Source organism: Gemmobacter caeni (assembly GCF_003054195.1).
GTDB classification, from domain to species: domain Bacteria; phylum Pseudomonadota; class Alphaproteobacteria; order Rhodobacterales; family Rhodobacteraceae; genus Gemmobacter; species Gemmobacter caeni.
Genome location: NZ_QBKP01000005.1, coordinates 165,029 through 188,900, shown reverse-complemented (window position 1 = coordinate 188,900; position 23,872 = coordinate 165,029). Strand labels below are relative to the sequence as shown.

Sequence of the window (23,872 nt, the reverse complement as noted above, 5' to 3'; positions counted from 1 at the left end):
CAGCCATGCCGGAACACAGCCACGGGAACCATGACAACCTGCTGATTGCAGTCGTTCTTCTGGGGATGGGCGCCGCGCTCTTCAGCGCCTTTCTGTTGCCTGGCTGGTGGGGCCCGGCGGGCCTGATAGCGGTTTATCTGGCCGCTGGCGTTCCCACCGCCCTTTCCGCCTTGTCCGAACTGTTTCGTGAACGGCGGCTGGATATCGACCTCCTGATGGTGCTTGCAGCCCTTGCTGCGGCTGCTGTCGGCTCTGCCCTCGAAGGGGCGGTTCTGCTGACCCTGTTTGCCATCTCTGAAACGTTGGAAACACGTGCGATGGGGCGGGCGCGGCGCGCGGTCGAGGCGTTGATGGCGCTGCGCCCCGATACCGCGCTCAAGCGGCAGGGCGGAACGGTGGTCGAGGTGCCCTCGGCAGAGCTTCTGCCAGGCGACATCGTGGTCGTGCGCCCCGGTGCGCGGGTGCCGGTGGACGGGGTGATCGTCGAAGGCGAGGCCTCGATGGATTTGTCGACGGTGACGGGCGAATCGATGCCCGCACACAAGGGGCCGGGGGATCGGGTTTTCGAGGCGACGGTGAACCTGAATGGCGTGCTGGAGGTTGAGGTCAGCCATGCCGCCGCTGACAGTACCGTAGCCCGGATGGTCGCGTTGGTGACGGAAGCGCAATCGCAAAAGGCGCCGTCCGAGCGATTTTCGGACTGGTTCGGCCAGCGTTATACGATTGCCGTGTTGCTTGGGGCCGTCGCCGCGTTTTTGGGCTTTCTGGCCACTGGCACAGATATGGATACCGCGCTTTACCGGGCGGCGACGCTGCTGGTGGCGGCCAGCCCCTGTGCGGTCGTGATCTCGGTTCCTGCCGCGATCCTGTCGGCGCTGTCAGCCGCCGCGCGGGGCGGCGTTCTGTTCAAAGGCGGCGGCGCGCTGGAGGCATTGGCCGAAGTCCGCGCCTTCGCCTTCGACAAGACCGGCACGCTGACCACCGGCCGGGCCGAGGTGACAGGCCTGCATACGACGGATGAATCACGCTTTCTTGCACTGATGGCGGGGATCGAGGCGCAATCGGAACATCCTATCGCCGATGCGATCCGTCGTGCGGCGGCCGAGCGCGGTATTGATGCGGCGGGGGTGCATGAGGTCCACGCCCATCCCAGCGAGGGCGTCACCGGGCAGCATCCCGATGGCCCCTTGTGGGCCGGGAATGCGCGGATGGCGGCGCGCATGGGGGCTGACCTGCCGCATCTGGATGGGGTCAGCGACGGGGCGGAAACACTGATCTGGCTGGGCCGCGAGGCCGAGATCCTGGGGGCGGTGACTGTGGCGGACCGGCCGCGCGACAGTTCGCGCGCGGCGGTGACCCGGCTGCGTTCCGAAGGTTTGACCCTGGCACTGATGACTGGCGACCGTCATGCCGTGGCCCGGCGTATCGGTGCCGATCTTGGTTTTCAGGAAACGGAAATCCACGCCGACCTTTTGCCCGCCGATAAGGTGGCGCTGGTGGGGGATCTGGCGGCGCAGGGCCGCGTGGCCTTTGTTGGCGACGGGGTGAACGATGCGGCTGCCCTCGCCCGCGCCGATGTCGGTATCGCCATGGGCGCGGCGGGCAGCGAGGTCGCCTTGCAGGCCGCCGATGTGGCGCTGATGTCGAACGAGATGGGGCAGCTTGCCGCCGCCCGCCATCTGGCGCGGCGCACGGCGCGCATCATCCGGCAGAACCTGATCTTCGCGCTGGGCGCCATGCTGGTGCTGGTGATCGGCGGGCTGTTCTTCGATCTGCCGTTGCCTCTGGCGGTGCTGGGGCACGAGGGTGGTACGGTGCTGGTGGTGCTGAACGGGCTGCGCCTTCTGGCCGATCCAATCCGCCGCGCCTGAAACGAAAGGGGCGCCACACGGGCGCCCCGGTCGTTCTCAGTTCTTCATCCCGTCCCAGAAGCTGCGCACCTTCTTGAAGAAAGAGCTGGCTTCTGGGTTGTTTTCTTCCGACAGTTTCTCGAACTCGCGCAGCAATTCGCGCTGGCGGGCGGTCAGGTTCACCGGGGTTTCCACCACCAGTTCGATCAGCAGATCGCCGGTGCCGCCCCCGCGCAGCGCAGGCATACCCTTGCCGCGCAGCCGCATCTGCTTGCCGGTCTGGCTCCCCGCGGGCACCTTCACGCGACTGCGGCCGCCGTCAATGGTCGGCACCTCGACCTCGCCCCCCAGCGCAGCGGTGGCCATCGGCACCGGCACGCGGAAGAACAGATGCACGCCGTCACGCTGGAAGATCGGGTGTTCCTTCACCTCGATGAAGATGTAAAGGTCACCCGTCGGCCCGCCGCGCAGACCTGCCTCGCCCTCACCGGCCAACCGGATACGTGTGCCCGTCTCCACCCCGGCCGGGATGTTGACCGACAGCGCACGGTCCTTCTCGACCCGCCCGGCACCCTGACAGACCTTGCAGGGATTTTTCACCATCTGCCCCATGCCATTGCAGGTCGGACAGGTGCGTTCGACGGTGAAGAAGCCCTGTTGCGCCCGCACCTTGCCCATGCCCGAGCAGGTCGGACAGGTCACAGGCTCGGCGCCGCCCTCGGCTCCGGTGCCATGACAGGCGTCGCAGGCAACCGAGGCCGGGACATTGATGGTCTTCTGAACGCCCTTGTAGGCTTCCTCCAGATTGATGCGCAGGTTATAGCGCAGGTCCGAGCCGCGTTGCGCACGCGAGCGTGCACCGGCGCGACCGCCGCCGCCCATGAAGTCGCCGAACAGGTCTTCGAAAACGTCCGAAAACGCGCTGGCGAAATCACCGTTGCCACTGAAGCCGCCGCCACGCGGGCCGCCGCCACCGCCCATGCCGCCTTCAAAAGCCGCGTGACCGAACCGATCATAGGCCGCCTTCTTGTCCGCATCCTTCAGCACGTCGTAAGCCTCGTTCACTTCCTTGAACTCGGCTTCGGCATTGGGATTGTCGGAGTTACGGTCGGGGTGAAGCTCTTTGGCCTTGGCCCGGTAGGCTTTCTTCAGTTCATCCGCAGATGCCCCGCGCGAGACGCCGAGCACCTCGTAATAGTCACGTTTTGCCATGGCTTATCCCCCTTCGGAACCGGAGAGGGGCGGCCCGTTGCCGGACCGCCCCCTTCGGATTTCCGCGGTCTTACTTCCGCTTGTCTTCGCCGAGATCCTCGAAATCGGCGTCGACAATGTCGTCATCGACCGAACGGGGGCCATCTTCATCCGCGCCGCCGTCGCCATCGGCCTTCTGCGCCTTGTAGATGGCTTCGCCCAGTTTCATCGCTGCTTCGGTCAGGTTCTGGATGCCGCCGCGGATCTTGCCCGCATCGTCGGACTTGAGCGTTTCTTCCAGCGCCCCCATGGCCAGTTCGATGGCTTCCACGGTCGAGGGATCGACCTTGTCGCTGTGTTCGGCCAGGGACTTCTTGGTCGAGTGCAGCAGGCCTTCGCCCTGGTTGCGGGCTTCCACCAGTTCCTTGCGCTTCTTGTCGGCCTCGGCATTGGCCTCGGCATCGCGCACCATCTTTTCGATCTCGTCGTCGGACAGACCGCCGGACGCCTGGATCGTGATGTTCTGCGACTTGCCGGTGCCTTTGTCCTTGGCCGAAACCGAAACAATGCCGTTGGCGTCGATGTCGAAGGTCACCTCGATCTGCGGCATGCCGCGCGGCGCGGGCGGGATGTCTTCCAGGTTGAACTGGCCCAGCAGCTTGTTGTCGGCCGCCATTTCACGCTCACCCTGGAACACCCGGATCGTCACGGCGTTCTGGTTATCCTCGGCAGTCGAGAAGACCTGGCTCTTCTTGGTCGGGATCGTGGTGTTGCGGTCGATCAGGCGCGTGAACACGCCGCCCAGCGTTTCGATGCCCAGCGAGAGCGGGGTCACGTCCAGCAGAACCACGTCCTTCACGTCGCCTTGCAGCACGCCGGCCTGAATGGCCGCACCCAGCGCCACCACCTCATCGGGGTTCACACCCTTGTGCGGTTCTTTCCCGAAGAACTTGGTCACCTCTTCGATGACTTTCGGCATCCGGGTCATCCCGCCGACCAGAACCACTTCGTCGATGTCGCTGATCGACAGGCCTGCATCCTTCAGCGCGGCCTGGCAGGGCTTCATCGAGCGTTTGATCAGGTCGTCGACAAGGCTTTCCAGCTTGGCGCGGGTCAGCTTCATCACCATGTGCAGCGGCGTGCCCGAGTTGCGGTCCATCGAGATGAACGGCTGGTTGATCTCGGTCTGGCTGGAGGACGACAGCTCGATCTTCGCTTTTTCGGCCGCTTCCTTCAGGCGCTGAAGCGCCATCTTGTCCTGGGTCAGGTCGACGCCATGTTCTTTCCTGAACTCTTCGGCCAGGTAATTGACGATACGCATGTCAAAGTCTTCGCCGCCGAGGAACGTATCCCCGTTGGTAGATTTCACTTCGAACAGGCCGTCGTCGATTTCCAGAATGGTGATGTCGAAGGTGCCGCCGCCAAGGTCATAGACGGCGATGGTCTTGGTGTCTTTCTTGTCCAGACCATAGGCCAGTGCGGCGGCGGTCGGTTCGTTGATGATGCGCAGCACTTCAAGGCCCGCGATCTTGCCCGCGTCCTTGGTGGCTTGCCGCTGTGCGTCGTTGAAATAGGCCGGAACCGTGATGACGGCCTGAGTAACGGTTTCACCCAGATAGGCTTCGGCGGTTTCCTTCATCTTCTGAAGGATCATCGCGCTGACTTGCGCGGGCGAGAATTTCTCGCCGCGGACTTCGACCCAGGCGTCGCCGTTCCCACCGTTCACGATGGAATAGGGCACCAGTTTCTTGTCCTTTTCCACTTCCGCATCGGTCACGCGGCGCCCGATCAGGCGCTTGACTGCGAAAACGGTATTGGTGGGGTTGGTGACGGCCTGCCGTTTGGCGGCCTGTCCGACCAGACGTTCATTTTCCGTAAAGCCCACGATCGAGGGCGTGGTGCGAGCCCCTTCGGAGTTCTCGATGACGCGCGGCTGCGACCCGTCCATGATGGCGACGCAGGAGTTCGTGGTCCCGAGGTCGATCCCGATGACTTTGGCCATGATATGCTACCTCTTCTTTCGGCGATGTTGTGGAGGCGGACCCTGAAAAGGCTTCCGTCCCCGATCCCATTTCAAGCGGCGGGGCGGCCCGCCCCAACCGGCTTCCCGGCGTATATAGGCAGGGCGAAAAGCCCCTGCAAGCGTGACAATCGGATGAATTTCCAGAACGGCAGGGGGAAAGCCCCCTGTTGTTCCGCCCGATCAGGGGGCCAGCGAACAGCAACCCGAAAGGGCGATGGGTTCGGCACCGCTTTCCTGATCGGGATTGACGAACAGGCTGATCGACAGGCCGTAATCCCGGTCGCTCATTCCGTCGTTGCAGGACTCGGCGGTCAGCGTGGCAAAGCCCTTCCGCGCTGGTCCCTCGATCTGCCAGCCGATCTGGCCTGCGCGGCTGGTGCTGGACAGGTGCCAGTCAATCCAAAGCCCAAGCGCCCCGTCCTGATCCCCCATCTGTGACAGCGCCATATTGCGCCGGGCAGGGTCGTAGACCAGCGACCAGAAGGGTTCGGTGCCAAAGCAGGTCATTGGCCGGTCAAGGCTTTGCCAGCCCGGCCCAGCCACGGGCGCCAGATAGCGCATCGAGACCCACCCCGACGCCTCGCCCAGGCTGACGCGGCCCCAGGTGCCGCCGGGCGCCAGCGCGACAACCTCGACCATGCGGGCATCGTGCGGCAGGCTGCCGATCTGTGGTGCGTTTGCTTCGGGCAGCGTGCGGATGTTCAGCACATCATCCGGCGCCACGTCCCGAACGTCGAAAAGGGCAGGCATGTCCTGCGCGAGGGCGGGGGTGGTAAGGCAAGAGCAGGCGATCAGGGCAGCAAAGCGTGACGTCATCGTTTAGAGAACCAACTGGCCGAGATATGTTTACGGGTATAGAATTCCGCCATCATCCCGATGACGAAACAGACGCAGGTTACCTTCACGGCATAGCCGATGCTGGTGTAGTGGGGATGGTAATTCATGAACACGAAGCCCCGGCCCTGGTCGATGGTATGGAACAGGGGGTTCCAGTCAAACCATTGCCGGATCTTGTGCGGGGCCTGGTTGGCAATCAGCATCTTACCGCTGGCGATCATGTTTGCGCGCATGTAAACCATTGTCACAACACCAAAAACATCCGGTGCCCATGGTTTAGCGGCGAGGAAGATCATGCCAATGGCCACCCCCGAGGCCCAGGACAGCAGCATCATCCCCATCGCACCGACGGGATCGTGAATGGTGATGGGCGTGAAGGCGGCGTGGTAGCCATAAAGCACGCAGGAAGCAGACAGAATTTGCAGGTAAAGTGAACTCAGCGCCGATGAGGCGATGGACACGATGGTATTCATCGGCGCGTGTTTCATCATGGCCGAGGTCGGGCCTTCGGCACCCGCCACCGCACCCAGAGCCTTGGAATGAGTCATGAACATGAAGACGCCGGACATGACGTAAAGCACGAAATTCCCGCGCACGGCTGCTGCCCGGTTCGATCCCATCAGCGTCATCATCGTATAGAACACCAGCACCAGCACGACGGTCTGCACCATGTTCAGCAGCAGACCCAGCACAGCATTGCCATGCCCCTGACGCACATGCCGTACGCTGGCGTGAAAAATCAGTTCCAGCGTGGCGAAGGCCGATTGTGCCGACGACCTTGCGCGTTCTGCCTCGAACATTCTGCCGCACCTCTTACGGACCTGGTTCCCATCTTGCGCGGGAAATCTTGCCGATCCCTTAGCGACGGATGATAAGGGGATCAGAAAAATGAAGCAACATTAAGGCCCCAAGGGCCGCGCGGAGCCTGCACATGGATCACTCGACCCTCGTTCCCGCCATTCGACGTCTCGCTCTGGAAGCGGGTGACCGGATCATGGAGATCTACAACTCGCCCGAGTTCGAGGTGAAATCCAAAAGTGATTCCAGCCCGGTGACCGAGGCGGACGAGGCCGCGGATGCGATCATCGCGGCTGGTCTGCGCGCGGCATTTCCGGATGTGGTGCTGATCACCGAAGAGCAGGCGGCGAGCCATGGCCTCAGCGCGTCGACATTCCTGATCGTCGATCCGCTGGATGGCACCAAGGAGTTCGTGCAGCGCCGTGGCGATTTTACCGTCAACATTGCCTATGTCGAAAACGGGGTGCCGCTGCGGGGGGTGGTCTATGCTCCGGCCAAGGGACGGCTGTTCTACACGCAGGAGGATGGCGCAGCGGTCGAGGAAACCGGCGCTTTCGACAAGGCCGCGCGTGGCCCGGTCACGCCGCTGCATGTCAGTACGCCGGACAATAATGCGCTGATGGTCGTTGCTTCCAAGTCGCATCGCGATGCTGCGACGGATGATTACATCGGCAAATACGGGGTAAAAGACATGACCTCGGCCGGGTCGTCGCTGAAATTCTGTCTGGTGGCGACAGGCGAGGCCGACCTGTATCCGCGCCTTGGCCGGACGATGGAATGGGATACCGCCGCCGGCGATGCCGTGCTGCGCGGTGCCGGCGGCCATGTCGTACGCTTCGATGATCACGCGCCGCTGGCCTATGGCAAGGCGGGCTGGGATAATCCGTTCTTCATCGCCTATGCGCCGGGTGTGGAGCTGAAGAAGTGAGCGTCCTTCTGACCATTCCCGCCCGCTATGCCTCGACCCGCTATCCGGGTAAGCCTCTGGTTTCGTTGAAAGGACCGGATGGGGAAAAGACCCTGATCCGCCGCTCATGGGAGGCGGCGCAGGGGGTGAAGGGTGTTGATCGCGTGGTGGTCGCCACCGATGACGACCGCATCAAAACCCATGCCGAAAGCTTTGGTGCCGAGGTGGTGATGACCTCCTCCGCCTGCCAGAACGGCACCGAACGCTGCGCCGAGGTGGCGGCGAAGCTGCCGGGCTATGAGATGGTGGTGAACCTGCAGGGCGACGCCCCGCTGACACCCGCATGGTTTGTCGAGGATCTGATTGCCGGTCTGCGCTCGGATCCGCAGGCCGATATTGCGACGCCGGTGCTGCGCTGCGATGGCCGGGCGCTGAACGGCTTTCTGGCCGACCGTCGTGCGGGTCGGGTCGGCGGCACCACTGCCGTGTTCGGCGTGGGCGGGCGGGCGCTCTATTTCTCGAAAGAGGTGATCCCCTATACCGGGAAGACCTTTGCTGACGAGGATGCGACGCCGGTCTTTCACCATGTTGGCGTCTATGCCTATCGCCCGCGCGCGCTGCGCGCCTATCTATCCTGGCCGGTTGGCCCGCTGGAGGTGCTGGAGGGGCTGGAGCAGCTCCGTTTCCTCGAGCAGGGCCGCAACGTGCTCTGCGTCGAGGTCGAAGCCAAGGGGCGTCAGTTCTGGGAGCTGAACAACCCCGAGGATGTGCCCCGGATCGAGGCCATGATGGCCGAGATGGCCGGCGCGTGACCGATCTGCCCACGATCAGTGTGATCGTGGCAAGCTGGCAGCGGCCGGAAGCCTTGCGGCGCTGCCTGACCGGGTTGCGGCAGCAGGATCATCCGCAGCTGGAGCTTTGCGTCGTGGCCGACAGGGCCGCCTGCGAGGTGGTGGTCGCGCCGATGCAGGCGGCGGGGCTGGTCTGCAAACTGGCGGTGGCGGCACTTCCCAACCTCTCGTTGTCGCGGAACACCGGGCTCGCTCTGGCTGCGGGTGAGGCTGTAGCCTTCATCGACGACGATGCGGTGGCCGAGCCGACCTGGGCGAGCCGCCTTGCCGCGGCCTTCAAGACTCCAGGCGTGGTCGCGGCAACCGGGTTCACGCGTGGTCGCAACGGGATTTCCTTTCAGTGGACGGCGACCGGGGTCGATGCGACGGGGCAGGACCATGCGCTGCACCTTCCGTCTGGCATCAGCATGCACTCCGGCACGCCACAACAGGCGGTGAAGCCCGTGGGCACGAACTGCGCCTTTCGGCGCATGGCCCTGCTTGGCGTGGGTGGTTTCGATCCGGCCTATCGGTTCTACCTTGAAGATGCCGATATTGCCCTGCGTCTTGCCCCCCTTGGTATGACCGCCGTTGTGCCCGATGCGCAGGTGCATCACGGCTTCGAGGCCAGCAACCGCCGCCGGGCCGACCGCGTGCCCCTGGATCTGCATGAGATCGGCGCCTCCAGCATGGTTTTTCTGCGCCGTCATGCCGCAGAGCGGGAATGGGCCCCCGCGCTGGACCGTCTGCATGCCGACCAGCGGCGGCGGCTGCTCAGCCATATGGTCACCGGCCGGATCGAGCCACGCGAGGTCGAGCTTCTGCTGCGGGGGTTACATGCGGGTATAGCGGACGGGGCTGCCCGTCCATTGCCGGTACTCCCATCCTTGCCCGACAGCTCCGGGTCCTTCCTTCCGCTTCCTGGCACCGGGCCGCGTCCGGGCGCTGTTGTGGCGGGCAGGGTGTGGCAACGCGCGCAGCTTGCCCGCCGGGCGCGTGCGGCGGTGGCGGCGGGGGCGGTGACCACGGTCCTGCGCTTCAGTCCGACAGGGCTGCGCCATCGGGCGAATTTCCATCCCGATGGCTACTGGCAGCAATGGGGAGGGCTGTTCGGCGCGGCCCGCCGCGAGGAACCGCCTTTCCGCCTGATGCGTTTCGATGACAGGGTGCTGCGTGAATGTCGCAGATGGGCGGAAGTGCGCCCATGTGTGGCAGACCCCGAGCGGGTGTCTTGAGTGCGCGCATGGCCTGCGTTAGGCGTCACAGGAGTTTGCCGTAATCCCACACCTGACTTCCAAAATGGCACCCTTTTGTCACTTTATTTGGTTATGCAGGATGAAATGCGGTATGATCGCCGGAAATGGCGTGCCAGCCTTTGTTTGAAAGCATGCAAATGCAAGAGGAATCGAGCCAGATCATGAAGCCCAGAAAGGTGACCAAGGCGGTATTTCCGGTTGCGGGTCTCGGGACCCGTTTTCTGCCTGCGACGAAGTCGATCCCGAAAGAGATCATGACGCTGGTGGACCGTCCGCTGATCCAGTACGCGATCGACGAGGCGCGGGCAGCGGGGATCAAGGAGTTCATCTTCGTGACCTCGCGCGGCAAGTCGGCGCTGGAGGATTACTTCGACCATGCGCCGGAGCTGGAAAGCGCGCTGCGCAAGAAGGGCAAGGATGACCTGCTGGAGGTCCTGAAGGACACCAACATGGATTCGGGTGCCATCGCCTATGTGCGGCAGAACCGGCCGATGGGGCTGGGCCATGCCGTCTGGTGCGCCCGCCGCCTGATCGGCAACGAGCCCTTCGCGGTGCTGCTGCCCGATGACGTGATCGCGGCCGAGAAATCCTGCCTGGCGCAGATGGTGGAGGCCTACGAACAGACCGGCGGCAACATGGTCGCCGCGATGGAAGTGCCGCCGCCCAAGGCCTCGGCCTATGGCGTGCTCGACATCGCCGAGGACATGGGCACCATCGTCCGGGCCAAAGGCATGGTCGAGAAGCCGAAGGCGGAAGAAGCGCCGTCGAACCTTGCGGTCATCGGCCGCTACATCCTGTCGCCGAAGGTGCTGACCAACCTGAACCGGATGAAACAGGGCGCGGGCGGCGAGATCCAGCTGACCGATGCCATCGCCGAAGAGATTGGCGAGGGCGGCTCGGGCGTCTACGGCTACCGCTTCCGCGGCCAGCGCTACGACTGCGGCTCGAAAGCCGGGTTCCTGCAGGCCACCGTCGCCTTCGGCATGGCCCGCGACGACCTCCGCGACGAATTCTCCGCCTACCTCCACGACACCCTGGCCCAACAGAAAGCCGCGCAGTAACCCGCGTGCCCACCGCTCGCCTGCTGGATCTGACGCGGTTGATGTCGCGTCTGGGTCGTCCGGTGGCGACGGGAATCGACCGGGTAGAGCTCGCTTATCTTGACCGCTTTCTGGCGGATCACAAAGCAGGCGGTCCGGCGCTTCATGCGCTGGTCCGCCTGTCTTCTTTTATGGTGCTGCTGGGTGCTGACGGCTCGAACCAGCTTGCGCAGATGGCGCGGGCCGGGTTGCCCTTGCCCGCGGCCGGTCGCTGGGCGCGGCTGAGGTTTGCTGATAACCCCTTGCGCGCGCAGGCGGAAACCGCTGTTTACAGGCTGGCGTGTCGCCGGGTGCCGTCCCTCTTGCCGAACTTGCTGCTGCGCCGGTTGCCAGTGGATTGCCGCTACTACAACGTGGGGCACAGCCATCTGACGCCCGCGTTGTTTGCAGCACTTCGGCGGCAAGGCCTGCGCAGTTCGGTTTTGCTGCACGATGTGATTCCCCTTGATTACCCGCAATATACCCGTGCCGGGATTCCCGAGGTCTTTGCGCGCAAGATGGCTGCGGTGGCGGCGGGGGCGGACCGGGTCATCCACACCGCGCAGGTGACTCGGCAGGCGAACGAGGCGCAGTTGCGCCGCTTTGGCCGCCTGCCGGAAGGGGTGGTCGCCCCTTTGGGCATCGTCGCCCCCGCCCCCGGCCCGTTTCATCTGCCCGGCCTTGATCCCGAACGGCCATATTTTGTAGCGGTCGGCACCATCGAGCCGCGAAAGAACCATATGTTGCTGCTGGACGTCTGGGAGCGGCTGGGCAAACGTCTGCCACCGGAACGTATGCCGCAGCTGGTGATCGCGGGCAGCCGGGGGTGGCGGAACGAAGAGGTCTTCGCCCGGCTGAACGCAGCACCTGCCCATGTGATTGAGGCGCCGGGATTGGATGATGCGGCCCTTTCCGGCCTGCTGACCGGCGCGCAGGGGCTGCTTTTCCCCAGCCTGGCCGAAGGCTTTGGCTTGCCTCCGCTGGAGGCGCTTGCGCTCGGGGTTCCGGTTTATGTTTCGGACTTGCCGGTTTTGCGTGAACTTCTTGGCGATACAGGCATTTACCTCGGGACATCAGATGTTTATTCTTGGACGGAAACAATTTTCCGGGCGTTGTCAGCCAGTCCGCGCCAGCGCACGGCAGCCGCAACCCTCCGGGAGGCGGGATCGACAATGGCGCCCTTCGACTGGGATGCCCATTTCAAAACCGTCTTAAGCAATGACTGGTAAACCGGGCTGGCTGATGCCGGTCGGAGAGAGTGTGTGGGCATACTGTCATCATATCAGCTTCGGCTTGCCCGCAAGCGCTGGCGTATTCGCGCGTTTCGCAAGCGACGTGAGCTGAAACCCGTTGCCGACCGGACCGGGGCCATCCGGTCGGGTGATCTTCTGCTGTTCTCGACCCTCCGGAACGAGAAAGTGCGGATGCCCTATTTCCTGCGGTATTACCGGGATCTGGGGATCGATCATTTCCTTTTCGTGGACAATGACAGCGAGGACGGCTCGCGCGAGTATCTGGCGGCGCAGCCGGATGTTTCGGTCTGGACCACGCGGGCCAGTTACAAGCGGGCCCGGTTCGGGGTGGATTGGCTGAACTGGCTGCAAATGCGCTATGGCCATGGCCACTGGTCGCTGGTCGTCGATTCGGATGAATTCTTCGTCTACCCGTTCTGTGATACGAGGCCGCTGCGCGCCTTGACCGACTGGCTGGATGCCAGTTCCATCAAATCCTTCTCGGCGATGTTGCTGGACATGTATCCCAAGGGTCCGTTCGGCGAACATGCCTATCGCGAGGGCACTGATCCGTTCGAAACCGCGCAATGGTTCGACAGCGGCAATTACACGATGTCGAAGAACCGCAAGTTCGGCAATCTGTGGATTCAGGGCGGGCCCCGTGCGCGCACCTTCTTTACCGATGCACCGGAACGTGCGCCGGCGCTGAACAAGATTCCGTTGGTGAAATGGCACCGCGATTATGCCTATGTCAGTTCGACCCACATGTTGCTGCCGCGCGGGCTGAACCTCGTTTATGACGAATGGGGCGGCGAAAAGGCTTCGGGCTGCCTTCTGCACGCCAAGTTCCTCGATACCTTCGCCCACAAGGCGGCGGAAGAAATGGCGCGCAAGCAGCACTACGCCAACAGTCACGAATACCGCGCCTATCAGGAGGGTTTGGCCGCCAGCCCGGATTTCTGGTGCAAGTGGAGCGAGAAATACATCAACTGGCGCCAGCTTGAGATTCTCGGGCTGATGTCCAAGGGCAACTGGGCGTGAGGGGGCGGGGGTGAGCGTCGGCTTCGTCATGCTTTGCCACACCGCGCTGGGCCGTGCCGCACAGGTGGCGCGCTATTGGGCCGATCATGGTTGCCCGGTGGTGATCCATGTCGACAAGCGCGTGTCGAAATCGGCGCTGCGCCGGATGACGCGCGATCTGGAAGGCGTGCCCGACATCCGCTTTTCGCCGCGCCATGCCTGCGAATGGGGAAGCTGGGGTCTGGTTGCCGCCACGCAGGCGGCCGCCACCATGATGCTGCACGAGTTTCCGGGCGTCCGGCATGTCTATCTTGCCTCAGGGTCGTGCCTGCCCCTGCGCCCGGTCGAGGAACTGGTGGCTTATCTCGACGAGCGGCCGAAAACCGATTTCATCGAAAGCGTCACGACCGAGGATGTTGGCTGGACGATCGGCGGGTTGAATATCGAGCGTTTCACGCTGCGTTTCCCGTTCTCGTGGCGCAAGCAGCGCCGGCTGTTCGATGGCTATGTCCGGCTGCAACGCCGGGTCCGGTATCGCCGTCGCATTCCGCCTGCCCTTGTGCCGCATCTTGGCAGCCAGTGGTGGTGTCTGACCAGGCAAACCCTGTCTGCCATCCTGGAAGACCCGGAACGCCCGGTCTATGACCGCTACTTCCGCAAGGTCTGGATTCCTGATGAAAGCTACTTCCAGACGCTTGTGCGGCAGGTTTCGGTCAATGTCGAAAGCCGCTCGCTCACGCTGTCGAAGTTCGATTTTCAGGGCAAGCCGCACATCTTCTACGACGATCACCTGCAATTGCTGCGCCGGTCCGATTGCTTTGTGGCGCGCAAGATCTGGCCGCATGCGGACAAGCTTTACCGCATCTTCCTGTCCGACGATCTGGCCCGCCAACCAGCGGCAGAACCGAACCCGGGCAAGATCGACCGGCTGTTTGCCAAGGCGGTGGAACGACGGACCAAGGGCCGGGCCGGGCTGTACATGCAAAGCCGCTTCCCGAACCTCGATTGGGAAAACGGCATGACCGCTGCGCCCTATTCTGTGTTCGAAGGCTTTTCCGATCTGTTCGAGAATTTCGACATCTGGCTGGGCAAGGTCACCGGATCGCGGGTACATGGCCATTTGTTCGCGCCCGACCGTGTGGAATTCGCGGGGGGCGAGACGGTCTATAACGGCGCCCTGTCCGATAGTCCCGCACTGCGCGATTATAACCTGCGCGGCTTTATGGGGAACCTGATGTGGAACACGCGGGGCGAGAGGCAGTGCTTCCAGTTCGGCCCGCGGGATAACCAGAAGATCGGCCCCTTCCTAGCCCGTGATCCGAATGCGCAGGTCTCGGTCATCTCGGGCGCCTGGGCGGTGCCGCTGTTCCATTCCAACCGCAATTTCGGTGACATCCGCAAAGAGGCGGCCCGTCTTCAGAAGATCGAGGCCGACCATCTGGCCCAACTGCGGTCCCTGCACGTTAAGGCACGGGTACGGATCTGGACGCTGGCCGAATTTATCGAGAACCCGATGGAGCCGTTGCAGACCATCATCGACGAGATCAGCCCACGCTCCAGCCGCCGCCTGACCGAGGCGCCGCGCATGTCGGATCTGGTCGGTTTCGGCCAGTTCCTGCAAAATCTGCGCAATCAGGGTATGCAGCCTGTCCTGATGGGTGATTTTCCTGCCGGGGATGACCCGCGCCCCTCGACCACGCGGCGCGGCCGCCCCTATCTGGTGAAGTGATTTGCCCCCGACCGGATTCACCTCTTTCGTGATGTTCGCCGAAATGCGGACGGGTTCCAACTTTCTGGAGGCGAACCTGAACGCGCTTGAGGGGGTGACCTGTCATGGCGAGGTGTTCAACCCGCATTTCATGGGCAAGAAGGACAACCTGTCGCTCTGGGGTATCGACATTGCCGAGCGCGATGCCGATCCTTTTCCGGTGCTGGCCGCGATGCGTGCGGCGACGCAGGGCATGGCGGGATTTCGATGCTTCCACGACCATGATGCCCGCGTGATCGGGGCGGTTCTGGCCGATCCGGCCTGCGCAAAGATCATCCTCACCCGCAATCCGGTCGAAAGCTATGTCAGCCTGAAGATCGCGCAGGATACCGGCCAGTGGAAGTTGCAGAATGCGGCAAAGCTGAAAACTGCGCGCGCGCGGTTCGATCCGGCAGAGTTTGAGGCCCATCTGCGCGCGGCGCAGGAGTTTCAGGTGCATCTGCTCCACGGCTTGCAGGTGACGGGGCAAACTGCCTTCTACATCGACTACGAGGATCTGAACGATCTGGATGTCCTGAACGGCCTTGCCGCCTTTCTGGGGGTTCCGGCCCGGCTGACGGCGCTGGACCCGAAGCTCAAGAAGCAGAACCCCGAGGAAATCGCAGACAAGGTCAGCAATCCGGCCGAGATGGAGCGGTCTCTGGCCCGGCTGGATCGTTTCAACCTTGCGCGCACCCCGAATTTTGAACCGCGCCGCACGCCCGGCATACCGGGCTTCGTCGCGGCTGCGGATGCGCCGCTGCTCTACATGCCCCTGCGCGGTGGGCCGGAGGCAGAGTTACGCGACTGGCTGGGCCGTCTGGGAACCGGCGGGATCGTCACGGATTTCGTGCAGAAAACCCTGCGACAGTGGAAACGGCAGAACGCTCCGCACCGCAGCTTCACCGTGCTGCGCCACCCTCTGTTGCGGGCCTATGCCGGCTTTCGGGCTGTGGTGATGGAGGGAGGCGACCTCTATCGCCTGCTGACCCGCAGCTACAAGCTGGATCTGCCCGTACCGGGGCAACCGCTGACAGCAGAGGAAGAGCGCATGGCCTTTCTGGCGGTGCTGCGCTGGCTCAAGCTCTATCTTTCGGGGCAGACCGGGCAGAAGATCGACCCGCGCTTTGCCTCGCAGACCGCCGTCTTGCAAGGCTTCGCGCAATTCCAGGGGCCGGATGCCGTGCTGCGCGAGGATCGTCTGGCAGAAGGGCTGACCTGGTTGTGTGATGAGACGGGCGTCGTCATGCCGGACCTGTCCTGTGATCTGACCCTGGCCGAGGCGCTGTTCCGCATCCATGATGCGGAACTGGAAAACGCCGCGCGCGACGCCTATCAGCGGGATTACATAGGCTATGGTTTCGGTCGCTGGCGCGACTGACCGTCAGGCCGCCTGCGGCGCCCGGCTTTCGGTCAGAATGGCGAACAGCTTTGCCGGATCGGTGTTGGCACGCAGCTTGGTGCAGATGCCGGAATCGCGCATGGTACGGCTGACCAGCGCCAGCGCCTTCAGATGCTCGACCCCCGAATCCTTGGGTGCGAACAGGCCGAACACAAGATCGACCGGCTGGCGATCGACGCTGTCATAGTCCAGCGGCTTTTCCAGACGCACAAACACACCGACGATTCTGTTCAGGTCTTCCAGACGCGCATGTGGCAGGGCGATGCCATGGCCCACGCCGGTCGGACCAAGGCTTTCGCGTTCCTGCAAACCATCAATGGCGATGGAGGCATTCAGCTTGTAAGCCTGTGCCGCCATTTCACCCAGCTCCTGAAACAGGCGCTTCTTGCTGGTCAGCTGACTGACGACCCTGACGGACTCAGGATTGAGAATCTTTGAAATTTCCATCAGGGTCGCCGTCTATTCCGCGCCTCGCAGGCGCTATTTGCTGTTGCGCGGGTCGATCCAGCCGATATTGCCGTCATCCCGGCGATATACGACGTTCACCCCGCCATGTCCTTCATTGCGGAAGACGAGCATCTTCTGCCCGGCCAGCTCCAACTGCATCACCGCCTCGCCGACGGTGATCGAAGGAATCTTCGTCTCCATCTCGGCGATGACGATGGGCTGATCAGAGATTGCCTCGCTCTCGTCGCCCTCATCGGTCGGGGCGAGGATATAGGAGGAACCGCCGTCGAATTCAACAGGGGCCGTGCGCTTGTGGTGGTGGTCGCGCAGGCGGCGTTTGTGACGGCGCAATTGCTTGTCCATCTTCTCGCGGCAGGCCTCGAACGCGGCATAGACTTCGGATGCGCTGCCTTTCGCACTGGCATTCAGCCCGGTGGAAAGGTGGATCGTGGCCTCGCATACGAATTCGTGCGCGGCCTTGGAAAACACAATCACAGCGTCGGTCGGGCGCTGGGCGTATTTTTCCACCACCTCGCCCAGTTCGGCCTTCACATGGGTCTGAAGCGCCTCACCGATATCAATCTGTTTTCCACTGATCTGGTAACGCATGGCTCCTCCTTCACGAAAACAGCACGGCAAATCCTGCATCATGCAGGGTTACCCGCTGATGAATTTTACATGGGGCCGCCTGCACTTGGATACCAGTCGGCTCGGCAGGAAGCTGCCGGTCAGGGCTGGAGTCGGGGGCGGTTCTCGCACGCATCCCGGGTATTTGGCGGCAGGATGACGTGACTTGTCAACAGGTACATGAAGTCCGCATGACAGGCGGTTTGTCGCGCCGGTGAGGGCTCAGCCCAACCGGAAGCTCTGGCCCAGATAGACCCGCCGCACGGTTTCGTCGCGTACGATCTCGTCGGTTGTGCCGCTCATCAGGACATGGCCGTCATGCAGGATATAGGCGCGGTCCACGATGCCCAGCGTCTCGCGGACATTGTGGTCGGTGATCAGCACGCCAAGGCCGCGCAGCTTCAGATCCTGCACCAGATGACGGATCTCACCCACCGCGATCGGGTCCACCCCGGCAAAGGGTTCGTCCAGCAGCAGATACTTGGGATCGGCGGCAAGACAGCGCGCGATTTCGACCCGTCGTCTTTCCCCGCCCGACAGCGCCAGCGCAGGTGCGCGGCGCAGGTGGGTGATGGAAAATTCAGACAGAAGTTCTTCCAGCCGCTCGCGCCGCTTGTGGCCGTCGGGCTCGCGAATCTCCAGCACGGCGAGGATGTTGTCCTCGACCGAAAGCCCGCGGAAGATCGACATTTCCTGTGGCAGATAGCCCACGCCCAGCCGCGCGCGGCGATACATCGGCAAGGTGGTCACATCCTTGCCGTCGATCAGCACCTGCCCGCCCTCGGGCGTCACCAGACCAGCGATGGAGTAGAAACAGGTCGTCTTGCCCGAGCCGTTGGGGCCCAGAAGTGCCACGACCTCGCCGCGTTGCAGATCCAGCGTCACATCGCGGATCACAGGCCGTTTCCTGTAGCTTTTCCGCAAGCCACGCACATGCAGCCCGGCTGAACCCTCTGTCACCGCCAGATCCGTCATCACTTGTTGCCCGGCACAAAGGTGGTGGAGACCCGCCCCTGCATGGTGCCGGTCCCTGCCTTGAGGTCGATCACCAGCTTCTGCCCGGCAATGGCGCTTTTGCCCTGGGTCAGCAGAACATCGCCCGTCATCACCAGATTGCCGGAGCCGATGGTGTAGACCGCCTCTTTCGACTCGGCCGCGTCGGTCGCATTGGCCATGGTCACGCCGCCCGAGGCATGCAACCGCTCGATGGCCTTGCCGTCGGCGGCATATTCTACCTGCACCCGCGCAGCGGCGAGTTTCAGATCCCCCTGCGCCACCCGGACATTGCCGCTGAATACTGCGGTGCCGGTGGCCTGTTCGACGGTCAGGTTATCGGCCTCCACCTGCACTGGCAGGCTGGTATCCTGCTTTAGCCCGCCAAATGCGATATTCGCCTGCTGCGCGCCTGCGGCGACCGGCAGAAGCAGGCAGCTCAGGGCGAGGGCAAGAAGGGGGCGGCAGCGCATGATCGGCCTCTGTCAGGGGTTACGCGGCTGGTATATCAGGCGAACGCCACCGTTGAAAACCAGAACATACTGGCCCGGAGCGCCGGGGGCTTCCGTAATCTCCATTCCACCCGCCTCGATCTGGCCGGGCGGGCCGAAGCCTTCGACCGGGCCGGTGCTGGTCGCCTGTGTGGTGTCCAGACGCAGTTGCAGCGCCTCGGTCTTCATCTCATATCCGGCGGAGTTGGACAGCAGAACACCCGAATCCAGCGTGACCAGTGTGCCGCTGGCATCCGCCTGCGCCTGACCCGCCGAAAGGGCGGTATGCGCGCCATCCGGGGTTTCCAGACGCGCGCGGACGCTGCTGGCGGAGGTGCCTGCCTCTTCGGCAGGGCGGGCCTCGGCGGCAGTTACTGTGATCGTCGCCCCGTCGCGGGTTACTCCGGCGAGCGTGGGCGCCGTCATGCGTGGCTCGCGCAGGCGTTCGGCGATCTCGACATCGGAATAAGGGATTGCCGCATCGGGATCGACCGTGCGTGCGACAAGGAACAGCGTCGAGAGAATCGCCAGCGCAGACAGCGGCAGGATGACCTTCAGCCATCCCACCAGTCGCGAATGGGCATCCCTCGCCATGGCCTAGACCACGCCCGCGCGCAGGCAGTCGTGAATGTGGATCAGCCCGACCACCTGTTGCGAACCCTCGGGGTCCACCACGAAAAGCGAGGTGATCTTGCGGGCGTTCATTTCGGCCACCGCCTTTTCAGCAAGTGCCTCGGGGCCGATGGTGCGCGGATGGCGCGTCATCACCTGTTCGGCTGACAGGGACAGCAGACCGTCCATATGCCGCCGCAAGTCACCGTCCGTCACCACGCCGATCAGATGGCGGTCAGCGTCGATCACGCCCAGCACGCCGAAGCCCTTCTGGCTCATCACCAGCAGTGCCTCGCTCATCGGGGTTGCGCCGCTGACCAGTGGCAGGTCGGCATGCATCAGATGCCGCACGGTGGCGAGTTTCGCACCCAGCTTGCCGCCGGGGTGGAAGACCCGGAACTGGTCGGGCGTGAACTGCCGGTGTTCCATCAGCGCGACGGCCAGCGCGTCCCCCAGTGCCAGGGTCATGGTGGTCGAGGTCGTCGGCACGATCCCGGTTTCGCAGGCCTCTGGCGCGGGGGGCAGCAGGATCGCCACATCCGACTGCCTGAGCAGGGTCGAACCCGCCCGGCTGGCCACCCCGATCAGCGGAATGCTGAACCTCCGGGTATGGGCGATGACATCCGCAAGCTCCGGCGTCTCGCCCGAGTTCGACAGTACCAGCGCCACATCATCTGCGGTCACCATGCCCAGATCGCCGTGGCTCGCCTCGCCAGGATGGACGAATTGTGCCGGCGTGCCGGTCGAAGCAAAGGTGGCGGCGATCTTGCGGGCGATATGGCCCGATTTGCCCATGCCGCAGACGATGACCCGCCCGCGCGCCTTCAGGATCAGATCGACCGCCGCGCCGAAGGTGCCGTCCAGCGTGTCGGCCAGCAGGTCCAGCGCCTCCGATTCGCGGCGGATGACGCGACGGCCGACGGCCAGGAAATCAGTGGTGGAAGAGGTCATTCGGTTCCTCCCAGCCCAGCAGATCGAGTTCTGCCCGCGTTGGCAGGAAATCGAAACACTTCTGCGCCAGCTCCATCCGGCCCTCGCGGATCAGCCGCGCCTCCAGCGCCGCTTTCAGCTTGTGCAGGTAAAGCACGTCCGACGCCGCATATTCCTTCTGCGCCTCGGTCAGCTCGGCCGACCCCCAGTCCGAGGTCTGCTGCTGTTTCGAGACATCCACCCCCACCAGCTCGGCCAGCAGGTATTTCAACCCGTGCCGGTCGGTGAAGGTGCGGATCAGTTTTGACGCGATCTTGGTGCACCAGACCGGGGCGGTGGTCACGCCGAAGGCCTTCTGCATCGCCGCGATGTCGAAACGGCCGAAGTGAAACAGCTTCACCACCGCCCGATCGGTCAGCAGCCGCTCCAGATTCGGCGCGCTGGTCTGGCCGCGCGCGATCTGCACCAGATGCGCATGGCCATCGCCCGCCGAAAGCTGCACCACGCACAGCCGGTCGCGGCGCGGGTCGAGGCCCATGGTCTCGGTGTCGATCGCCACCACCGGGCCGAGGTCCAGCCCGTCGGGCAGGTCATTCTGATGCAGGTAAATCGTCAATCTCGCCTCCGCTGGCCGTATGGGTGGGGGATAGACCCGCCCGCGCCTGCGGTCAACGTCAGGCCAGCGCCACAAGCGAAAAGGCCCCGCAGAAGCGGGGCCTTTGACGTACCGTCAGATGCGGCTCAGCCTTTCTTGAGGCAGCGCTTGCCCAGAACCTCGGCGATCTGCACCGCATTCAGCGCGGCGCCCTTGCGCAGGTTGTCGGACACGCACCAGAAGCTCAGGCCGTTTTCTACAGTCGAATCCTCGCGGATGCGGCTGACATAGGTCGCGTATTCACCGACGCATTCTACCGGGGTGATGTAGCCACCGGCCTCGCGCTTGTCGACGACGAGGATGCCGGGCGCTTCACGCAGGATGGCCTGCGCCTCCTGCCAGTCCAGCGGCTCCTCGAATTCGACGTTGATCGCTTCCGAGTGACCCACGAACACCGGCACGCGCACGCAGGTCGCGGTCAACTTGATCGACTTGTCGAGAATCTTCTTGGTCTCGGCGACCATCTTCCATTCTTCCTTGGTCGAGCCATCGTCCAGGAAAACGTCGATATGCGGGATCACGTTGAAGGCGATCTGCTTGGGATAGACCTTCGGCGCAACTTCCTGACCGGGGACGAAAACGCCCTTGGTCTGGTTCCACAGTTCGTCCATCGCCTCTTTGCCCGTGCCGGACACCGATTGGTAGGTGGCGACGACGACGCGCTTGATCTTCGCGCGGTCATGCAGCGGTTTCAGCGCCACCACCATCTGCGCGGTCGAGCAGTTGGGGTTCGCGATGATGTTCTTGTTCTTGTAGTTGTCCACCGCCTCGGCGTTCACTTCCGGCACGACCAACGGGATTTCCGGGTCGTAGCGATACAGCGACGAGTTGTCGATCACCACGCAACCCTGCGAGGCCGCCTTGGGCGCATAGACCTTCGTTGCATCGGAACCGATGGCGAAGAAGGCGATGTCCCAGCCGGTGAAATCGAACTCGGCCAGATCCTTGGTCTTCAAAGTCTTGTCGCCGAAGCTGACTTCAGTGCCCAGCGAATTGCGCGACGCAAGCGCCACGATCTCGTCCACCGGGAACTCGCGCTCGGCGAGGATGTTCAGCATTTCTTTGCCCACGTTACCCGTGGCGCCGACGACGGCGACTCTGTAGCCCATCGGGGGGACCTCCATTTCACAGAGAAGACGAGGCCCCTTAGCCCAATCCCCCGGCGAGGGAAAGCGCGATCATCGCCGGTGAAGGATACGCGGGTCACGCTTTGTCAGATCGGCCACGAAATCCGCCTCGCCCGCGAAATTATGCCCCACATCCGCCGCCGTGCGCGGGCCTGACAGCGACAGCGAGGCGAAGAAGTCAAACCCGTAAAGCCGCAGCTCTGCCAGGTCCGAATCCGCCAGCAGTTCGATCAGCATGATCCCGGTGGTCGGGCCGACGCCCAGTTTCGCGCGCAGGGCATCATAGCGCGGGCGCGGATAGCGGAAGAACCCCGGCTGCGATGCCACCAGCCATGAAATGCGGTGCAGCCTGGGCGACATCCACAACAGGCGTGGCTGGCCCAGCAGCCGGTGCCGCGCGGCTGGCATGCGAACGGCAAGGCCCACCCAGTCGGTTCGCGTGCCATGTGACCGGGCGGAGGGGATCGGCGCGGCGTTAATGCGGATCACCAGATCGGCGGCGTCGATCTCGGCCCCGAATGCGCCTTGCGCCAGCGCACGCGCATTGCCGACCAGTGCGATGCGCTTGCCCGCCAGCGGGGCGAGCAATTCGCCTTCGGGAATAGAGGCGGCCTGAAAGGCTGCGTCATTCCGGCCGTATTTGGCAATCAGGTAGCCCAGCCGGTTCATTCCCGCCCCCCGGCAGCCGCCCGGGCTTCGGCCAGTTTGGCGGCGAAGGCGGGCCGGTCAAAGCTGGGCGGCTGGCCGGGTTCGTGGCTGAACCGCGGATAATAGACCTCTGCCAGCCATGCCACGAAGGCCGCGCGCAGGGCTTCGTCATAGCCCAGCGCCTCTGGTGCCGCGAACAAGGCGTTCAACGCCTCTTGCCCGCCAGCATGATGCACCAGCCCGGGCAGGTTGAAGAAGGCTCGGCCCAGCGTCACCACCGGTCGGTCATGAAAAAATGCCTGCAACCCCATCGAGGAGTTCAGCGTCACCACCCCGCGCGCGGCGGCAAGCTGGGCGAAGCTATCGGTCGCATTGTCCACCACCACCCGTCCGGTCGCCAGCAGCGGCTCCAGCAGCGGCCCCAGCGCCTGTCTGGCCGACGGGTGTTCCTTTACGCGCAGGTGCCAGCCCTCGGGCAGATGCGGCACGGCCTGCGTCAGCGCGGTCAGAAACCCGCCCATCCCGCCGCACCATCCGGCGAACAGCCGGACCTGACTGTCATCGGGCACCTGAAGCGGGCAGAACAGGAAAGGCGTATCGGGCAGGCCATCGGCCCCGGCCTGCCCCACATCGGCCCGGCGTGAGGCGCGCGCGCTGAGCCCAGCGCCCGCCTCGCGCCAGCGGTGGGTTTCATGCAACGCGGCCCAGGCGCGAAAGAATTCCGGGTCCTGCGGCACGCTGCTTTCGGCATTCACCCCAGTCGGGTCCAGCGTGATCCGCCCCGGCAGCGGGGCAAGCTCGGCATGCAGCACAGGTGCGCCCGCGTCGCGGGCGCCCTGAAGCCAGGCCATGCGCGAGCCGGTCAGCCCGTTCCACGCTACCGCCACCCTGTCAGGATGCGCGGCGAAATAGCTGCGTGCCCAGTTGTATTGTCCGCGCAAAAGCTGTCGCTTCAGCCAGCGCATCACGGGTCCGCGCGGCTGCCGCTTTGCCCGCATCAGCGCGGTGGCCACGCGCGCGCCGGTCTCGGGCCAGTCGCGGAAGCGCAGCGGGGCGAAGGGCAGGCGGCGGGCTTCGCCCTCCACCTGCGCAAGGGCGGCAAAGACCGCCTCTTTCCGGGCATTGTATTCAGCGGGATAGACGATCATCGGCCTGCCTTTCGCGCCACAA

Annotated in this window: 23 protein-coding genes; 9 read left to right on the top strand and 14 right to left on the bottom strand. The window is 63.9% G+C overall.

Annotation, left to right across the window (positions count from 1 at the left end; all coding sequences use genetic code 11):
* Positions 1–5: 5 nt before the first annotated feature.
* Positions 6–1,871, top strand: a complete 1,866-nt coding sequence (locus C8N34_RS09965; protein ID WP_108128754.1) for a heavy metal translocating P-type ATPase — start codon at positions 6–8, stop codon at positions 1,869–1,871.
* Between the two features lie 36 nt (positions 1,872–1,907).
* On the opposite strand, the gene dnaJ is transcribed toward C8N34_RS09965, so the two are convergent.
* The 4 genes from dnaJ to C8N34_RS09945 all read right to left on the bottom strand — a co-directional run bounded on the left by dnaJ (position 1,908) and on the right by C8N34_RS09945 (position 6,701).
* Positions 1,908–3,062 carry a molecular chaperone DnaJ gene (dnaJ, locus tag C8N34_RS09960; RefSeq protein ID WP_054303282.1) on the bottom strand — a complete coding sequence of 385 codons (1,155 nt, stop codon included), beginning with the start codon at positions 3,060–3,062 and terminating at the stop codon, positions 1,908–1,910.
* Between the two features lie 70 nt (positions 3,063–3,132).
* Positions 3,133–5,043, bottom strand: coding sequence for a molecular chaperone DnaK (dnaK, locus tag C8N34_RS09955; protein ID WP_108128753.1), 1,911 nt, complete (start codon positions 5,041–5,043; stop codon positions 3,133–3,135).
* Positions 5,044–5,244: 201 nt separating this feature from the next.
* Positions 5,245–5,880, bottom strand: coding sequence for a COG3650 family protein (locus C8N34_RS09950; RefSeq protein WP_145693625.1), 636 nt, complete (start codon positions 5,878–5,880; stop codon positions 5,245–5,247).
* Entirely contained in the window at positions 5,877–6,701 is an 825-nt protein-coding gene (locus tag C8N34_RS09945) for an ABC transporter permease (protein WP_054303279.1), read from the bottom strand. The genes C8N34_RS09950 and C8N34_RS09945 overlap by 4 nt, the downstream gene beginning before the upstream one ends.
* 131 nt (positions 6,702–6,832) lie before the next feature.
* Here C8N34_RS09945 and cysQ point away from each other — a divergent pair, with 131 nt between their 5' ends.
* The 8 genes from cysQ (at position 6,833) to C8N34_RS09905 (ending at position 16,151) form a co-directional block, all read left to right on the top strand.
* Positions 6,833–7,627 (top strand): 3'(2'),5'-bisphosphate nucleotidase CysQ, encoded by a 795-nt coding sequence (cysQ, locus tag C8N34_RS09940; protein ID WP_054303278.1) that lies wholly within the window; start codon positions 6,833–6,835, stop codon positions 7,625–7,627.
* On the top strand, positions 7,624–8,418 hold the full coding sequence (locus tag C8N34_RS09935; RefSeq protein ID WP_108128751.1) for a 3-deoxy-manno-octulosonate cytidylyltransferase: 795 nt from the start codon (positions 7,624–7,626) through the stop codon (positions 8,416–8,418). The genes cysQ and C8N34_RS09935 overlap by 4 nt, the downstream gene beginning before the upstream one ends.
* Positions 8,415–9,671, top strand: coding sequence for a glycosyltransferase family 2 protein (locus C8N34_RS09930; protein ID WP_158640709.1), 1,257 nt, complete (start codon positions 8,415–8,417; stop codon positions 9,669–9,671). Before C8N34_RS09935 ends, C8N34_RS09930 begins: the two co-directional genes overlap by 4 nt.
* A gap of 182 nt (positions 9,672–9,853) precedes the next feature.
* Positions 9,854–10,753 carry a UTP--glucose-1-phosphate uridylyltransferase GalU gene (galU, locus tag C8N34_RS09925; RefSeq protein WP_054303357.1) on the top strand — a complete coding sequence of 300 codons (900 nt, stop codon included), beginning with the start codon at positions 9,854–9,856 and terminating at the stop codon, positions 10,751–10,753.
* Positions 10,754–10,758: 5 nt separating this feature from the next.
* On the top strand, positions 10,759–12,000 hold the full coding sequence (locus C8N34_RS09920) for a glycosyltransferase family 4 protein (protein WP_242013812.1): 1,242 nt from the start codon (positions 10,759–10,761) through the stop codon (positions 11,998–12,000).
* Positions 12,001–12,033: 33 nt separating this feature from the next.
* Positions 12,034–13,044, top strand: a complete 1,011-nt coding sequence (locus C8N34_RS09915; protein ID WP_054301438.1) for a glycosyltransferase family 2 protein — start codon at positions 12,034–12,036, stop codon at positions 13,042–13,044.
* Between the two features lie 10 nt (positions 13,045–13,054).
* A complete protein-coding gene (locus C8N34_RS09910; RefSeq protein WP_108128749.1) occupies positions 13,055–14,752 on the top strand; it encodes a DUF5927 domain-containing protein in 1,698 nt (565 codons plus the stop codon).
* Position 14,753: 1 nt separating this feature from the next.
* On the top strand, positions 14,754–16,151 hold the full coding sequence (locus C8N34_RS09905; RefSeq protein ID WP_338419718.1) for a nodulation protein NodH: 1,398 nt from the start codon (positions 14,754–14,756) through the stop codon (positions 16,149–16,151).
* A 3-nt stretch (positions 16,152–16,154) separates the two neighbouring features.
* Here the strand turns inward: C8N34_RS09905 and C8N34_RS09900 are convergent, their stop codons facing one another.
* The 10 genes from C8N34_RS09900 to C8N34_RS09855 all read right to left on the bottom strand — a co-directional run bounded on the left by C8N34_RS09900 (position 16,155) and on the right by C8N34_RS09855 (position 23,850).
* Complete coding sequence (locus tag C8N34_RS09900; RefSeq protein ID WP_054301435.1) at positions 16,155–16,619, bottom strand: PTS sugar transporter subunit IIA; 465 nt, start codon at positions 16,617–16,619, stop codon at positions 16,155–16,157.
* A 33-nt stretch (positions 16,620–16,652) separates the two neighbouring features.
* Positions 16,653–17,228: a ribosome hibernation-promoting factor, HPF/YfiA family gene (gene hpf, locus C8N34_RS09895; protein ID WP_054301434.1), complete on the bottom strand. Its 576-nt coding sequence runs from the start codon at positions 17,226–17,228 to the stop codon at positions 16,653–16,655.
* A 240-nt stretch (positions 17,229–17,468) separates the two neighbouring features.
* The gene (lptB, locus tag C8N34_RS09890) at positions 17,469–18,221 is read right to left on the bottom strand and encodes an LPS export ABC transporter ATP-binding protein (protein WP_108128747.1); all 753 of its coding nucleotides are present in this window, start codon (positions 18,219–18,221) and stop codon (positions 17,469–17,471) included.
* Positions 18,221–18,712 (bottom strand): lipopolysaccharide transport periplasmic protein LptA, encoded by a 492-nt coding sequence (gene lptA / locus C8N34_RS09885; RefSeq protein WP_054301432.1) that lies wholly within the window; start codon positions 18,710–18,712, stop codon positions 18,221–18,223. Before lptA ends, lptB begins: the two co-directional genes overlap by 1 nt.
* Before the next feature lie 12 nt (positions 18,713–18,724).
* Positions 18,725–19,324, bottom strand: a complete 600-nt coding sequence (gene lptC / locus C8N34_RS09880; protein ID WP_108128746.1) for an LPS export ABC transporter periplasmic protein LptC — start codon at positions 19,322–19,324, stop codon at positions 18,725–18,727.
* A 3-nt stretch (positions 19,325–19,327) separates the two neighbouring features.
* Positions 19,328–20,293 carry a KpsF/GutQ family sugar-phosphate isomerase gene (locus tag C8N34_RS09875; protein WP_054301430.1) on the bottom strand — a complete coding sequence of 322 codons (966 nt, stop codon included), beginning with the start codon at positions 20,291–20,293 and terminating at the stop codon, positions 19,328–19,330.
* Complete coding sequence (locus C8N34_RS09870) at positions 20,274–20,888, bottom strand: ribonuclease D (protein ID WP_108128745.1); 615 nt, start codon at positions 20,886–20,888, stop codon at positions 20,274–20,276. Before C8N34_RS09870 ends, C8N34_RS09875 begins: the two co-directional genes overlap by 20 nt.
* A 125-nt stretch (positions 20,889–21,013) precedes the next feature.
* A complete protein-coding gene (locus C8N34_RS09865; protein WP_054301455.1) occupies positions 21,014–22,036 on the bottom strand; it encodes an aspartate-semialdehyde dehydrogenase in 1,023 nt (340 codons plus the stop codon).
* A gap of 69 nt (positions 22,037–22,105) precedes the next feature.
* Positions 22,106–22,723, bottom strand: a complete 618-nt coding sequence (locus C8N34_RS09860; protein ID WP_108128744.1) for a glycosyltransferase family 29 protein — start codon at positions 22,721–22,723, stop codon at positions 22,106–22,108.
* Positions 22,720–23,850: a capsular polysaccharide export protein, LipB/KpsS family gene (locus C8N34_RS09855; protein WP_108128743.1), complete on the bottom strand. Its 1,131-nt coding sequence runs from the start codon at positions 23,848–23,850 to the stop codon at positions 22,720–22,722. Before C8N34_RS09855 ends, C8N34_RS09860 begins: the two co-directional genes overlap by 4 nt.
* Positions 23,851–23,872: the final 22 nt, after the last annotated feature.